Raw genomic sequence first — 15060 nt, 5'->3', positions numbered from 1 at the left:
GATAGTTGAGCGCCATGCCCGTCATCCCCATCACCCGCTCCATCGCGATCAACGAGGACGAAATAGACTATAGCACCACGCGCAGCGGCGGTGCGGGCGGGCAGCATGTCAACACCACGGACAGCGCCGTCATCCTGCGCTTCGATGTCGGCCTGTCCCCCTCCCTTCCCCTCGCGGTCAAGAACCGGCTGGCGGTGCTGGCGGGGTCGCGCCTCACCGCCGACGGGGTGCTGATCCTGCGCGCGGAGGGATCGCGCAGCCAGCATGACAATAAGCGTGAGGCACTGGACCGGCTGGTCGACCTGATCGCCCAGGCGACGCTGGTGCCCAAGCGGCGCAAACCGACCAAGCCCACCAAGGGATCGCAGGTGCGCCGTGTCGATGCCAAGAAACAGCGCAGCGGCGTCAAGCAGGGTCGCGGGCGCGTGCGGATGGATTGATGTCGCGGGTGAGGTGCAGGGCCGACGCCCTGCCCTCGACAGGTCGACTCCCTCAAAAGGCCGACTCCCTTAACGGGTCGTCAACACCATGGGGTCAGCGCAGCAGAAAATAGCGGATCGTTTCTTTTCCACTATTTCCGCACCATTTCCCTATGCTGGCGCGCATATTTACGCGATTGCAACAGCGGGAACCGATAATGTCCATTGCGTATCGAAAGCAAAGTTCAATAATGGGACATATTGGCGATACCGGAACACCAATCGCCTGACCACGAGGGACATATGACCGGCATTTTCAGGGGCACCAGGTTTCGATCGCTGGCAGCTGTCACACTCGCGCTGTCGGCAACGTCGGCCAGCGCGGAAACACTGCGCGAGGCACTCGCCAAGGCCTATCAATATAACCCCACGCTCAACGCGACGCGCGCAGGACTGCGCGCGACGGATGAGCAGGTGCCGCTGACCCGCGCCGAGGGCCTGCCCGCCGTCAACCTGAGCGGACAGTTCAGCGACATCTTGCATCAGGACAATCGCCAGCTGTTCACCGGCAGCACCATATCCGTGCCCACCCAGCCCGACCGCAACGTGTCGGGCACCGTGCAGCTCAGCGTCCCCGTCTATGCCGGTGGCAGCATCCGCAACAGCGTGGCCGCCGCAAAGCTGCGCGTCGAGGCCGGCCAGAATAATCTGCGCGCGACCGAAAGCTCGCTGTTCGCCAATGTGGTCGCCGCCTATATGGACGTGATCCGCGACAGCCAGGTCGTCTATCTGAACCGGCAGAATGTGCTGGCGCTGGAGACCAACCTGCGCGCCAGCAGCGACCGGTTCGAAGTGGGCGACCTGACCCGCACCGACGTCGCCCAGTCCGACTCGCGACTGGCGCTGGCCCGCGCCAACCTGCAAACCGCAGAGGCGACGCTGATCGGGTCGAAGGAACGCTATATCGCGCTGGTCGGCACACCGCTCAGTGACCCGCAGACGCCCGACGCGCTGCCCGGCCTGCCGGAATCGCCCGAACTGGCGGTGCAGATCGCCCTGGTGGACAATTCCGACCTGCTGGCCGCGATCAAGAACCGCGATGCCGCCCGCTATGACCTGAAGTCCCTGCGTGGACGGTCGATGCCCCGGATCAACGGCTTCGTGAGCGGCAGCTATCTCGACTATCTCGGGACCGAGAAAGACCTGAACGCCGTCGCCCTCACCACCACGCCCAGGACCAATAAGTCGGCCACCGCCGGCGTCCAGCTTTCCGTGCCCCTCTATCAGGGCGGCCGGCAGAGCGCGCTGTCGCGGCAGGGCGTCGCCCGCGAATCGCAGGCTATCGAGCAGCTGACCGAAACCGAGCGGTCCGTCATCTCGCAGGTCCGCTCGTCCTATGCGAGCTGGCGTGCCGCGCTGGAAACCATCGCCTCCACTCGCACCGCGGTGAAGGCCGCCGCCCTGTCATTGGAAGGCGTGAAGGCGGAGAATAGCGCGGGCACACGCACCATCCTCGACATATTGAACGCCGAGCAGGAGGCGCTGAACGCGCGGGTCCAGCTCGTCTCCGCGGAACGCAACGCCTATGTCGCGGGCTTCAGCCTGATCGCGGCGATGGGCCATGCGGAGGCGCGCGACCTGAACCTCGACGCCGGGCCGCTTTACGACCCCAACGTCAATTACCGGCGCGCCAAGAACACCTTCTTCGATTTCGACTATGGCCGCGACCCGCAGCCGGTTTCGACCAGCACGCGCGACACACCCCCACAGACATCCACCGTTGTGGAAATCCGCAAGACCCAGTGACAGCATGACCCGGTGACAGGACATAGGAACAGGATTTTACCCATTTGGATAAAATCCTGTCCTACAGCCGTTTCGCTCAGGCAATGGCCTTTCCCTCGACAACCGACGGGAAGGCCCTGAACCATGCCTATCGACAGCTTTGACAATCATACCGACAGCGTCAGCGAACCCTCGCGCAACCCCTTCGCCATCGTGCCGAATGACGCGACCGCCCTGCCCCAGATTCCCAAGCGCCTCTATATCGGCACGGGTGGCAACCTGACGCTGCGCGGCGTGGATGGGGCGGCGGACGTCGTCTATCGCAATATCGCCAATGGGGTTTACCTCAATGTCCGCCCCGCCTTTATCCGGGCGACGGGCACCACCGCCGCCGACATCATCGGCGAGGGCTGAGGCGCATGAAGAACGCCTATTTCGGCAGCCGCCCGATGCAGGGCAACCGGCGTGGGGCGGCATCCGCCCCCGTCGCAGGGTCCGTCGCCACCGTGGCGGGCTTTGCCCCTTCCGTCCATTATCATCCGCACAGCGCGGCGATGATGAATTTCTCCTCTACCCCGGCGGTGGCGGGCGACTGGGTGGCGCTGGTGCAGGATCGCATGACCCTCGCCAGCCTGACCGGCAACAGCAGCAGCGACGCCCCCTTGCTGGCGGTGGACGCGCTGGAGCGCAAATATCTCAATTTCCGGTCCGGCGCCTATATGCTGATCGCCAATGCGCTGGCGTCCCTCAACAGCCAGGCGATCACCGTCATACTGGTCGGACGGCCGCACAAATGCCGGGCGGCCAATTTCTTCTACCCCCGCTGGCGGTCCGATGGCACGACCGCCAACAGCGCCCGCGCCGGGGCCATGGTCCTGGCCCTGCCCACCGGCGGCACGGCCTGCTTCCTGGCGTCCGGTCCCGGAACCAGCTTCTCCTCCGCCGCCGTGAACAAGGAGAAGTTCGTGCCCGGATCGCAATTGCAGGTCATGGGCATGTGCAGCCGCACCACCGCCAATGGTGGGATGCGCTATGGCGTGAACGGCGACATCTCCACCTTCTCCGCCGCCGTGCAGCAGACCGCCCTGACCGGCATGATGGGCGGCGTGGTGGGCGCGACCCCGGCGGCGGCGGGCGCGGTCACACAGGTCACGACCACCGGTTTCGACCTGTATGAGATGATGGTCTATTCCGGCACGCTGACCGATGCACAGTTCGACGCGGCCATGGCGGCCGCCACCGCCAACTGGGCCATCCCCGCGATCACCCGCCAACTGGTGCTGGAGGGGGACAGCATCACCGACGGCGTGGGCGACGTGCAATCGGATGAAAGCCTGTCCGCCGTACTGACCCGGCCGGGGGCGGAGATGGTGGCGGGCGACTGCCGCGTCATCAACCTCGCCACGTCGGGCAACATGGTCTCCCATCTGGTGACGCGGCGCGACGGCACGATCAGCATGTTCGACCAGTTGCTGGGGTCCGGCGAACCCGCCCGCAATCTGGTCGCGGTGCAGATCGGCCGGAACCATTGGCCCAGCCAGACCGGCGCGCAAGCCTATGCCGAGCTGGTGCCCCTGCTCAACACCACCACCACCGGCTATCTCCAGCGCGGATGGAGCGTGGCCGCCGTCGTCAATATCGCGCCCAGCGCGGCGCTGATCGCCCGCTGCAATGAACAGCGCGCCCTGATGCTGTCCAGCCTGCTGACGGACACGCTGTCGGGACCGGGGCAGAGTTTCGAAGGGCGGGTGTCCCTGCTGCGCCTCGATCTTGCGGGGGTCGGCGGGCAGACCCGGTTCGAGGACAGCGCGGACGCCACCAACCTGACCTATTATCAGAATGACACCACCCACCCCAGCGCCGCCGGTACGGCCGCCATGGCGTCGGGCGGGGACAATGGCGCGTATGGCTATGGCGCCTTGATGTAGCCCAACCCGGCGGGGCGATGGCCATGGCGCAGGCCCGGACGGTGCGGTGACGGGACGGACCGTGGCCGCTCTGGCCGGGCCTTTACCTTTCCTTCAGCCTGATGGCGCAAGATGCCCCGGCGGCTCTTCGGAACAATCGGCGCAGGACAGGGGTTGATATGGGCAAGACGCAGCCAGAGAAGTTGCAAAGACCAGAGGATGTGTCGCAGTCCATAGACTTCGGCGAGGAGCCAAACCGCCCCATCGAAGTCTCACTAGGTGAGGTCGCCGTCATGCAAGCACTTGTCGCATCGCGGATGTCGCATAACCGCAATCATCCTGCCTACAGGGTCGATGATGCGGGATCTTTCGAAACCGCCGTTTCCACCGCCTCCCGCCTTGCCGGTTACATTTCGATGGGCGCGGCGCTGACTGCCCTTGCCTATCTGGTCTTTTGATCGCGTCGCAGGGTAAAGACACGGCGGTGCCCATGCCCGCCGAAGAGCATGAACACCGCTTGCCGGAGCCGCTGCTTCCCTGAGCATCCCGCCACCCGGCAGGGAGCGCGCAGCCGCCCCGCCGCCGCTCCCCCCCATCACAGCGTTTATTATCTCCGGTCTTCGCCCTGCGATGGACCGGTGCCCGGTCATGAGCCATCGGCTTCATCCTCCTTACGCCCCGTGCGGCCAGCATCGGCCACCCTGCAAATCCGCATCCGGCGATTGAACCATTTCAGGACATTTCCGCGCCTGTTATACAGATGCGCGACAGAGCGTTATTGCCCGGCATGACGATGAGAGTCATGATGGACTTCAAGGGCCTCAAAAGGGAACTATAGCAGCATTACACCACCCGGAAGAATTTCATAAAATAATGAATTATAAGGAATTTTTTAGCCACCATGTCTACCCTCGCGAACAGCCGCTCCGTAGGACGAGCACGCTGGGCCTTGCATAAGCGGACGGCCCGGCTGCTGTTGTACGCGGAGCTGGCGGCCCTCGACAGCGTGGCGATTCTGCTGGGTTTCTGGATCGCGGGGCATATTCGCGGCGAGACATGGATTTCCCCGGCCGGCTATAACCTCACCCTGTTGTTCGTGCCGCTCTACCTCGTCCTCGCCCTCAACAAGAATTGCTATGGCATTGAAGTCTTGGGCAATCTGGGCGAGAGCCTGCGTCGGGCGCTGACGACCCTGACCATCACGACCTTCAATATCTTCATGGTCGGATTCTTCTTTCAGGCGGGGACGATGGTGTCCCGCATCGCCTTTGCAGTCGGAGTTGGCGCCAGCGCCACCTTGCTCGTCCTGTGGCGCACCCTGTCCTATTATCTCACGCGGATGCGGTATCGCGACGGGTTCATCGACGAACTGCTGATCGTCGACGGCGTCTCGCCCACCGGCCTGACACCCCGCTATGTCATGTATGCCGCGGCGGAGGGCATCACGCCCGACCTCGACAATCCGCTGATGCTCAACCGGCTGGCGACCTGCATCGTCGGGTTCGACCGGGTGGTGGTGTCCTGCCCGCAGGAGCGCCAGCATGCCTGGTCGCTGATCCTGAAGGGCGCCAATATCTGCGGCGAGATATTGGTGGAGAAGGCCAATGCGGTGGGTGCCCTCGCGCTCGACCGCTATGGCGAGCATGAGACGCTGGTGGTCGCGCGCGGGCCGTTATGCATGACCAGCCGCATCAAGAAGCGCATGCTGGATCTGGCGGTAACGGTGCCCGCCATCATCATCCTGTCGCCCGTCCTGCTGCTGGTCGCCATCGCGATCCGGCTGGACAGCCCCGGCCCCATCCTCTTTCGCCAGGACCGGATCGGCCGGTCCAACCGCCTGTTCAAGATCATGAAGTTCCGCAGCATGCGGGCGGACCATTGCGACGCGGGCGGCAATCGCTCGACCGACCGGGACGACAAGCGGGTGACGCGCGTCGGCGCCCTGATCCGCAAGACCAGCATCGACGAACTGCCGCAACTGTTCAACGTGCTGGCGGGCGACATGTCGCTGGTCGGCCCGCGCCCGCACGCCATCGGATCGCTGGCGGGGAATCAACTGTTCTGGGAGGTCAACGAACTCTATTGGATACGGCATGCGCTGAAGCCGGGCATCACCGGGCTGGCGCAGGTGCGGGGCTATCGCGGCACGACGGAACAGGCGGCCGATCTGGAGAACAGGCTGCGCGCCGACCTGGAATATGCCAGCGGCTGGCGGCTGTGGCGGGACATTTCCATCATGGCCGCCACCGCCAAGGTGCTGCTCCACAAAAACGCCTATTAGAGTGGGATGACATTTAGAGTGGGATGACATTGGATTGAGCCACCTCGCCCTTGCGAGCGCAGCGAGCCGAAGGCGGACGACGCTCGCAAGGACGATTCACGGAAAAGTCATCACGCTCTAGGGCTGGCCCCGAACGGTTGTATGGCGGAGCGCCCGACCACCCGCGCGCATCCGCCTCCCCCGATCAGTCTCTCCCCGATCAGTACAGAGCCATCTTCGGCCGCAGCGGCGCAGGCTTTGCGGCGACTTCCGGGACGGGTGGCAGGGGCAGGACGGAACCGGGCGTCTGCTTTTCGATCCGCCACATGGTCGCGATGATCGCCCCCAAAATGATGAAGATCAGCGGATGATTTTCCTGCTGGGCAAAGATCGACTTGATGACGATGAAGTTCACCAGCGTGATCGCCAGAGGCACCAGATTGAACGCCTCCGCCGAATTCACGCGGAAGATCGTCCGGCCCGCCAGATAGATGGCATAGAGGAACATGCCATAATAGAGCAGGAAGCCGACCACGCCATATTCCAGCGCGACCACCAGATAATAGGAATCGATCGTCAGTTCACCCGCCAGATTGCGGAAGTCGAGCGTCTGCGCGCCCTGCCCGATCCCGAAGCCCCAGGGGTGGCTGAATATCTGCGGCAGCGCCATGCTGACCTGTTCCTGCCGGCTCGCGGTACTGAAGGACTGCGCGCCGCCGCCCCACACCATCAGCTTGAGCCGATGGACGAAAAAGGTCGCCGCGAAGAAACTCACCGCCACAAACGGATAGGCGACCAGGATCAGCGTGCCCAACATGCTGGCCTTTTGCCGCCGCCAGCGCAGGAAGCCCCATGCCAGCAGATAGAGCAGGAAGCTGATGCCAAAGCCCACCACGCCCAGCCGGGAGTCGGTGAGGATGATGTTGTAGAAGATCAGCGGGATGATCGCCGCAACGGCCACCTTTGCCCATAGTTGCCGCGCCGCGACACAGGCGTGGATGACGAACGGCGTCGCAAACGCCAGATATTCCGCGAAACCGAGTGGCGTGGTGAACTTGCTCTGGATGCGATAGATGCCCGACGCCGCGCGAGCGCGGAAGGACAGGATCTTCTGCACCACCGGGTCTTCGATCTTGAGGATGTCCGGGATATGCCCCGCCCATGGCACCGCCTGCAGCTTCCACTCCCACAGGCCGATGAACGACACGAAGATCGCGATCAGGATGACGAACTTCTGCAACTTGTCCAGCCGCCCCGGAAGCGAAAAGACATAGAGGCTGACGAAGAACATGCTCGTCCAGTAGAGTTGCGCGACGAAGAACTTGCTGATCGAGTTCGCGGGATTGCGCGAGAAGACCAGCGACACCAGCGAAAGCACGACAAAGGCGACCATCGCGCGCCAGATCAGCGGGGAGATGTTCATCACCTCCAGCATCCGGGCGCGGAACTGGGACGACACGCTCAGGCTGATGAGCATCAGCAGCGCCAGCGGGATGCCGACCAGCCGAACGGCGGTGATCCATGGTAGGCCCGGCAGGTCCAGCCCCAGATAGTCGGGCCAGCATAGCAACGCGATGAGGAAGGCGAACAGCAGGAATTCGACCGGCCGCAACGGTGGTCGTCCCGTGTCGGGCAGCAGCCAGATGACCAGCGCCGCCAGAATGATGACCGGTATCAGCAGCGGCAGCAGCAAAACCGTGCCGACCAGCGTGAACAGCCCGCCATAGATGAAGCAGAGGATGCCGAGCGTGTACAGCATCCGGGCATGGCGCACGTCGGTCTTGTGGATATTCCGGTAGCGCCCCAATATGGGCGAGGCCGCAGCGGGATCGGGCCGGGACCGGGCGGTCGATGCCGCCCCGCCCTCGCCATTCTCCCTCGACCGCCTACGCAATAACGCCGGAAACTTCACGCAAGGCTCCACTTCTCAATTCGCACTGCATGGCCGACCGGCGGTGACCAAACCGTAACCACTCGCAGCTATTGCCGCAAATGAGTTGATTTTCACCTTAAATTTCTTGCGGGTACATTTCATTGCATAGCCTGTTTGCAAGTGAAGCGCCTGTTCTATAGTGGGGATGGCCATGCCGTGCAGCCTTGCCCGGACCAGATTTATCATCCGTTGCGCTAGGCGATCGCCCCTTGGCGGCGCCCGAAAACATTATCTTGTCGAGGCGCTGCATGGCCGCTGAATTTCGCCCGAACGAAAGTTTCCCGGTCAAGCTGGCGGCGATCCTCGCCACCGCAAAGCGCGCGCTATGGGCCATCTTCATCCTGAGCGCGGTGCTCAACGTGCTGCTGCTCAGCGGGTCGCTCTACATGATGGCGGTCTATGATCTGGTGCTGCCCAGCCATAGTGAGGCGTCGCTGTTCGGCCTCGCGATCATGGTGGTGATCGCCTATATGTTCCAGGGCATATTGGAGTTTCTGCGCGGTCGCCTGCTCCAGCATTTTGCGAGCAGCGTGGACGTGCAGCTCAACCGCGACGTCCACGGCCTCATCAGCATCCTGTCCCGGACCCAGTCCAGCGTCGACGGGTTGCAGCCGGTGCGCGACCTCGACCAGCTCCGCTCCTTCCTGTCCGGCGCGGGGCCGACCGCGCTGGTCGACCTGCCGTGGATGCTGTTCTTCTTTGTCGTGCTGTCGCTGCTGCACCCCTATCTGGGCCTGACGACCCTGATCGGCGGCGGCATCTTGATCCTGCTGACCTATCTCACCGAAAAAATGACGATCAAGGCCAACCAGCATCTGACCGGCCTGAACAGCAGCCGCATGGAACTGGCCGAGACAACCCGCCGCCATGCCGAAGTGCTCGCCGCCAATGGCATGCAGAGCCGGTTCGCCGACCGCTGGGTCGACGCCAGCGACGCCTTCCTCGCCGCGCAGGGCCGGTTGAGCGGCATCGCCAACCGGATGAGCAACCTCACCAAGATCGTGCGGATGCTGCTCCAGTCGGTGGTGCTGACCGTCGGCGCGCTGCTGGTGCTGGAGGGCAAGGCGAGCGGCGGCGTGATCTTCGCCAGCTCCATCCTCTCCTCGCGCGCGCTGGCGCCGGTCGAACTGGCCATCGCCAACTGGCGCGGTTTCGTGGGCGCACGGCAGAGCTGGGCGCGGCTCAAGCAATTGTTGCAGGCGATGCCCGCGCTGACCGAGCATCAACTGCTCTCGCCGCCCACCAAGACCATGGCCGCAGAAGCCATCTCCCTCGGCCCTCCCGGTACGAATATATTGACCCTGCGCGGCGTCAATTTCCACCTGAAGGCGGGGGAGGCCCTCGCCGTCCTCGGTCCCAGCGGCTGCGGCAAGTCCACGCTGATCCGGGCGATCACCGGCATCTGGCCGCTGGGCGCGGGCGATGTCCGGCTGGACAATGCCGACCTCAACCAGTGGCCGCCGGACGTGCTGGGCAAGTTCATCGGCTATCTGCCGCAGAATGTGGAATTGCTGAGCGGGACGGTCGCGCAGAATATCGCGCGTTTCGAACCCGATGCGACGTCGGAGGACATCATCGCCGCCGCGCGGCTGGCGGGTGTCCACGACCTCGTCCTGCACCTGCCGGAGGGTTATGATACGCCGGTCGGCCCGGACGGGCGGTCGCTGTCGGGCGGCCAGCGCCAACGCATCGCCCTCGCCCGCGCGCTCTACGGCAGCCCTTTCCTCGTCGTGCTGGACGAACCCAACTCCAACCTCGACAATGAGGGCGAGGCTGCGCTGGCGGGCGCCATCGCCCATCTGCGCGAGCGCGGCGCCATCGTCGTGGTCGTCGCCCACCGCCCCTCCATTCTGGCGTCGGTCGATCTGGTGCTGTTGATGAAGGAAGGCCGCGTCGTCGGTTTTGGTCCCAAGGAACGGCTGGTGCCGCAACTGCTGCCGACCCCCGTGACCGAAAGCCTGCCGGGCGTCGCGAAAGCCTGAACCGGGCCGGGGTGGCAGGAGGGATGGAACCACCCCTCCCGCCAGCCACTCGTCAGACTGTGATGGCATGAGATTGCCCCACCTCGTCATTGCGAGCGCAGCAAAGCAATCCATGAGCGCCGCAGTGGTTTGGTTGGGCTTTGCCCGCCTTCGGCTTGCGGCGCTCGCAAGGCTGATTCAAGGAAAAATGGTCACTCTCTAGCGAACGCCGGAGCCGATCTGTTCGCGCAGAAAGGCGATCAGCGCCTGCGGATCGGTGGTGGCGCAGCGCGGCTCGCGGCCCCGCACCATCGCCAGCGCGGCGGCGAATTCTTCGTCCGTATCCGCGATGGCCAGCAACCCCCGGCCGGAGAAAGCCTCCGTAATCTCGCTCTGGTGGTCGTCATAATGCTCGCCACGGTCGAACCGGCGCGGCACCGCGATCACCCGGCATCCCGCGCGCAGGGCGGTGATGAGCGATCCGGTCCCGCCATGGCAGACGACGATGTCGGCCTTGTCGAGGATCGCCTTCACCTCCTCGAACGGCAAGGTCTCATGGCACTCCAGCCCGTCCGGCTGCCGCCCACCCTCGCCCACCTGGACGATTACCCGTTCCGGCACCAATCCGGCCTTCACAGCATTGTCGACCAGCCCGACCAGCCGGTCGAACTTCAGCGTCGCGCCGACCGTGGCGAACAGCAACGGCTCCTTCGCCGGGCGCGGCGTGTCGAGGATGCGGAAGGGGTCGAAGACATGCGGCGTCTGCCACACCGCGCCCGACGCCGCCGACTGCGCCACGCGGACATGGGCGAACGGCCCGGCGATCCGGGCAAAGGCGGACGGCTTGTCGAACCGGGCGAAGCTGTCGATCAGGACAATATGCGCGCCCAGCAGCCGCGCCCACAGCACGGTGAAGATCATCGCGCCGGCGCCGGTGGTGATGACGATGTCCGGCCGGTGTCGCAACACGATGCGCAGCGACTGCCAGCAATTGCGCAGCGCAGCAAAAGCCATGCGGAAAGGCGCGCCCAGACGGGCCTGACCCAGCGCCACATGGTCGACGAAATCGACCACGTCCTTCTGCGCGATGGAGCGGCCCAGCGCCGTATCCTCCGTCACGAAAAAATGCGGATAGGCGGTCCAGAAGGGTTCCAGGTCCAATATCTGGCGAACATGCCCGCCACCGGATGCCGCGAGGCAAATTTTGGGAAGCGCCTGTGTTGTCGAACTGTTTTCTTGCACGGAAAAATCCTAAAAAGACACCGGCACGGGCCGCTATACATCGGGGATTAAGCACTTTGCCCTACGTCGATGTCACGACTATAGCGAAGCGCATGAGTCGAAAAGCTCAAACGGAACGGCAAGGCGACCACCAGTATGAAATATTATTTGCCCCTTACCTTGGCCGCCGCGCTCCTCGTTACAGGATGTGACAAGAAAAATGCCGCCGCTCCCACCGGTCAGGTGGTGGCCACCGTCAACGGGCAGGAAATCACCTTTGCCGAGTTGCGGCAGGAGATGGACGCGCTCTCCGACGGGGTCGGCGCATCGGACAATCTCCAGAATGTTGCATTGCAGTCCATCATCGCCCGCAACCTGATTTCGCAGGCCGCCGTCGCGCAAAAGCTGGACCAGTTGCCCAGCACCGCGATGTTGCAGAAAAAGGCCAGCCAGATGGCGCTGGTCGACGCGCTGACGCAGAAACTGCGTGAACAGTCGCCCGCGCCCGGCCGGGAAGAGGTGGAGCAGTTCATCATCGACCATCCCGCCAGCTATGCCCAGCACAGCGTTTTCGTCGCGGACCAGCTCATCATCGACGGCGTCAACCCGCCGCTGGTCAAGGCGATGGAGCCGATCGAGACGCTGGAGGAGATCGAGGCGCTGCTGAAGGCGCGCGGCATCCCCTTCCGCCGCAGCATCGGCGCGTTCGACGCGCTCAGCATCTCGCCGGACGCGGCGGAGCAGATTTCCGTGCTCGCCCCCGGTTCGGTGTTCGTGACGCCGCAGGCGGACTCGATCCGCGTCAACCGGCTGCGCGAAACGGTGATCGACCCCATCCCGGCGGACAAGCAGGTTAAGCTGGCGTCGATCACGATCCAGAACACCCGCCGTTCGCAGATCGTGGCCAACAAGATCAACGAGATACTGACGCTGGGTCAGGGCAATGTGAAGTATAACGCCAAATATGACCCGAAGAAGCTGAACCCGCCCAAGAAATAACCGCTTCGCCGATCCCGTTCTACATTCCCTTACACGCGCCAGCCCCTGGAGACACAATGGCCCACCCCATTGAGATCGGCTTGTTATGGCATTCTGTCAGTTCCGGTAATCTGGGCGTCGGCGCCCTGACTCTCGCCGATATGGAAATCGCACGCCGGACCGCGCAGGAGATGGGGCTGGAGCCGCGCTTCACCGTGCTGAGCATGCGCGATGGCGAGACACCGCCCATCGTGGGGCCGGACGTGCGGGTCTTTGCCATCGACACCCGCTCGCTGCTGGGCCGCACTGGCTATCGGGCCGTGATCGACGGGCTGGATTGCATATTGGATATTGGTGCGGGCGACAGCTTTGCCGACATCTACGGGCCAAAGCGGTTCGCTTTCCTGTGGCTGACAAAGTTCATGGCGCTGCGGCGGCGCATACCGCTGGTGCTCGCGCCCCAGACCGTCGGCCCCTTCACCAAACCGCTGTACCGCGCGCTGGGCCGCTATGTGATGGAGCGCAGCGCCGCCGTCGTCGCCCGCGACGACAAATCCTTTGCCGTGGCGCAGGCGATGGCGCCCCGCGCGCGCCTTGCCCAGGCGGTCGATGTCGCCTTCGTCCTGCCTTATGAAAGCCGCAAGCAGGCCCCCGATGGCCGCCCGTTTCGGATCGGCATCAATGCGTCCGGCCTGCTGTGCCATCAGGCCGAACAGGGCACCAACCGCTTTGGCCTGTCCTACGACTATCTCGCCTTCACCCGGCAACTTATCACTACATTGCTCCAACGGCCCGGCACGGAGGTCCATCTGATCTCCCACGCCACCAGCCGCCGGCTCGTGGAGGATGACGATGCCGGCTATGCCGACCGGCTCGCCGCGGAATTTCCCGCGGCGATCAAGGTCGAACCCTTTGCCGACCCGTCGGAGGCGAAATCCTACATATCCGGCATGGACTTGCTGGTGGCCGGGCGTATGCATGCCTGCATCGGCGCCTATTCTTCCCGAACCCCCGTCATTCCGGTATCCTACAGCCGCAAGTTCGAGGGATTGTTCGGGATGCTGGATTATCGTTGGGTGCTGCCGGTCAGCGGCTGTTCCACGGAGCAGGCCGTCGCCTTCGTCACCGACGCGCTCGACCGGGATCTGGCGGCGATGACGGCCAGCATCGGCGAGGGCCTCGGCCGGATCGAGACGCTGCTGGACGGCTATCGGACGATCCTGCGCGAAACCTTTGCCGCCGCTGTCGAGGGCAAGGCCTGATGACCGCCTTGCCCACTGGCTCCGCCACCGTCAACCGCGTCCTCAAGGGGCAGTTGTGCACGGGCTGCGGGCTTTGCGCCGGGGTCAGCGACGGTGCCCTGACCATGACCACGGAGGCGCCGGGCTATGCCCGTCCGCAGGGCGTGGCTTCGGTCAGCGCGCAGAATGAGAAACGGATCGCGGCCGCCTGCCCCGGCGCGCAGGTCGCGCCCTGGACCACCGAAGCCAACCGCCATATCAGTTGGGGGCCGTGGATCGACTGCATGACCGGCTATGCCACCGATCCGACGATACGCCATGGCGGATCGTCCGGCGGGGCCATTTCCGCGCTGGCCATTCATGCGCTGCGCACCGGGCTGGTCGAAAAAGTCCTCCACATCGCGCCCGACCCGGATCATCCGACGCGCAACATACTGGCCTGGTCCACGACCGCAGAGGACGTTCTGGATCGCGCCGGTTCGCGCTATGCCGCCTCGTCCCCGCTGGCCACGATCGACGCGGCCCTCGACGAAGGACGCCCCTTCGCCCTGATCGGCAAGCCGTGCGACATCAGCGCGCTGCGCCAGTTGGCGAAGGTCGATCCGCGCGTGGACCGCATCGTGCCGCTGACCCTGTCCTTCTTCTGCGGCGGCCTGCCCAGCCATGCGGGCGCGGATCGCATCATCCGCTCCATGGGCCTGCAACCGGACGAGGTTACCGCCTTTCGCTATCGCGGCAATGGCTGGCCGGGCCTGACCATCGCGGACACGGCGGACGGTCGCCAGGGCACGATGCAATATGAACATAGCTGGGGCGGCCACCTGTCGAAGGAAGTGCAGTTCCGGTGCAAGATCTGCCCCGATGCGGTGGGCGGCGTGGCGGACATCGCCTGCGCCGACGCCTGGTATGGCGGCGAGAGCGGCTATCCCCAGTTCGAGGAGCAGGCGGGCCGCAGCCTCATCATGACCCGCACGGATCGCGGCTCCGCCTTCCTGAACGACGCCATGTCGAAGGCGGTGGTCGAGGCCCAGCCGCTGAACATTGCCGAGATCGACCTGATGCAGCCGTCGCAGGCGCGGCGCAAGCGGCTGGTGGCGGCACGGCTGATGGCGTGCAGGCTGACAGCGCAACCCGTGCCCCGCATGAAGCAATTGTGCGTCGGCGAAGCGTCGCGGACCGCCGCCTTTACCGAAAGCCTTAAGAATATGCTCGGCACAATACGCAGAATTACAACAAATTCCCGCTAGTCGGCAGGATCATGGACAAAAACCTTCGGAATTTTGGAGGAAGCGGTATAACGCGCTGCGACACATTGGATGGAGCTTACGCTTGAACTTTCGTAGAGATTGTACCGC

The 15060-nt window shown here is 64.3% G+C and carries 12 protein-coding genes; 10 read left to right on the top strand and 2 right to left on the bottom strand.

Annotation, left to right across the window (positions count from 1 at the left end):
• The first annotated feature begins 14 nt into the window (after positions 1-14).
• The 6 genes from arfB to LWE61_RS18540 all read left to right on the top strand — a co-directional run bounded on the left by arfB (position 15) and on the right by LWE61_RS18540 (position 6392).
• A complete protein-coding gene (arfB, locus tag LWE61_RS18565) occupies positions 15-440 on the top strand; it encodes an alternative ribosome rescue aminoacyl-tRNA hydrolase ArfB (RefSeq protein ID WP_234152142.1) in 426 nt (141 codons plus the stop codon).
• 282 nt (positions 441-722) lie between these two features.
• The gene (locus LWE61_RS18560) at positions 723-2225 is read left to right on the top strand and encodes a TolC family outer membrane protein (RefSeq protein ID WP_234152141.1); all 1503 of its coding nucleotides are present in this window, start codon (positions 723-725) and stop codon (positions 2223-2225) included.
• Positions 2226-2348: 123 nt separating this feature from the next.
• Positions 2349-2618, top strand: coding sequence for a spike base protein, RCAP_Rcc01079 family (locus tag LWE61_RS18555; RefSeq protein ID WP_234152140.1), 270 nt, complete (start codon positions 2349-2351; stop codon positions 2616-2618).
• 5 nt (positions 2619-2623) lie between these two features.
• Positions 2624-4132: an SGNH/GDSL hydrolase family protein gene (locus LWE61_RS18550; RefSeq protein ID WP_234152139.1), complete on the top strand. Its 1509-nt coding sequence runs from the start codon at positions 2624-2626 to the stop codon at positions 4130-4132.
• A gap of 158 nt (positions 4133-4290) precedes the next feature.
• A complete protein-coding gene (locus LWE61_RS18545) occupies positions 4291-4569 on the top strand; it encodes a hypothetical protein (protein WP_234152138.1) in 279 nt (92 codons plus the stop codon).
• A gap of 491 nt (positions 4570-5060) precedes the next feature.
• The gene (locus LWE61_RS18540; RefSeq protein ID WP_234152137.1) at positions 5061-6392 is read left to right on the top strand and encodes a sugar transferase; all 1332 of its coding nucleotides are present in this window, start codon (positions 5061-5063) and stop codon (positions 6390-6392) included.
• A 199-nt stretch (positions 6393-6591) separates the two neighbouring features.
• On the opposite strand, the gene LWE61_RS20855 is transcribed toward LWE61_RS18540, so the two are convergent.
• Positions 6592-8283 carry an O-antigen ligase family protein gene (locus tag LWE61_RS20855; RefSeq protein ID WP_234152136.1) on the bottom strand — a complete coding sequence of 564 codons (1692 nt, stop codon included), beginning with the start codon at positions 8281-8283 and terminating at the stop codon, positions 6592-6594.
• Positions 8284-8552: 269 nt separating this feature from the next.
• Here LWE61_RS20855 and LWE61_RS18530 point away from each other — a divergent pair, with 269 nt between their 5' ends.
• Complete coding sequence (locus LWE61_RS18530; protein WP_234152135.1) at positions 8553-10286, top strand: type I secretion system permease/ATPase; 1734 nt, start codon at positions 8553-8555, stop codon at positions 10284-10286.
• Between the two features lie 198 nt (positions 10287-10484).
• Here LWE61_RS18530 and welK read toward each other — a convergent pair whose 3' ends face one another.
• Positions 10485-11507, bottom strand: a complete 1023-nt coding sequence (gene welK / locus LWE61_RS18525; RefSeq protein ID WP_234152134.1) for a beta-1,4-glucuronosyltransferase WelK — start codon at positions 11505-11507, stop codon at positions 10485-10487.
• 135 nt (positions 11508-11642) lie between these two features.
• Here welK and LWE61_RS18520 point away from each other — a divergent pair, with 135 nt between their 5' ends.
• Genes LWE61_RS18520 through LWE61_RS18510 form a run of 3 tightly spaced genes read left to right on the top strand, consistent with a single transcriptional unit; the run spans position 11643 to position 14952 of the window.
• A complete protein-coding gene (locus tag LWE61_RS18520; RefSeq protein ID WP_234152133.1) occupies positions 11643-12485 on the top strand; it encodes a hypothetical protein in 843 nt (280 codons plus the stop codon).
• A 56-nt stretch (positions 12486-12541) separates the two neighbouring features.
• Positions 12542-13726, top strand: a complete 1185-nt coding sequence (locus LWE61_RS18515) for a polysaccharide pyruvyl transferase family protein (RefSeq protein ID WP_234152132.1) — start codon at positions 12542-12544, stop codon at positions 13724-13726.
• A complete protein-coding gene (locus tag LWE61_RS18510; protein WP_234152131.1) occupies positions 13726-14952 on the top strand; it encodes a Coenzyme F420 hydrogenase/dehydrogenase, beta subunit C-terminal domain in 1227 nt (408 codons plus the stop codon). Before LWE61_RS18515 ends, LWE61_RS18510 begins: the two co-directional genes overlap by 1 nt.
• The last annotated feature ends 108 nt before the right edge of the window (positions 14953-15060 follow it).

The organism is Sphingobium sufflavum, assembly GCF_021403115.1.
In the GTDB taxonomy this organism is placed as follows: Bacteria; Pseudomonadota; Alphaproteobacteria; order Sphingomonadales; family Sphingomonadaceae; genus Sphingobium; species Sphingobium sufflavum.
The sequence above is the reverse complement of the archived record's forward strand: the minus strand, read 5'-3'. Positions and strand labels throughout refer to the sequence as shown.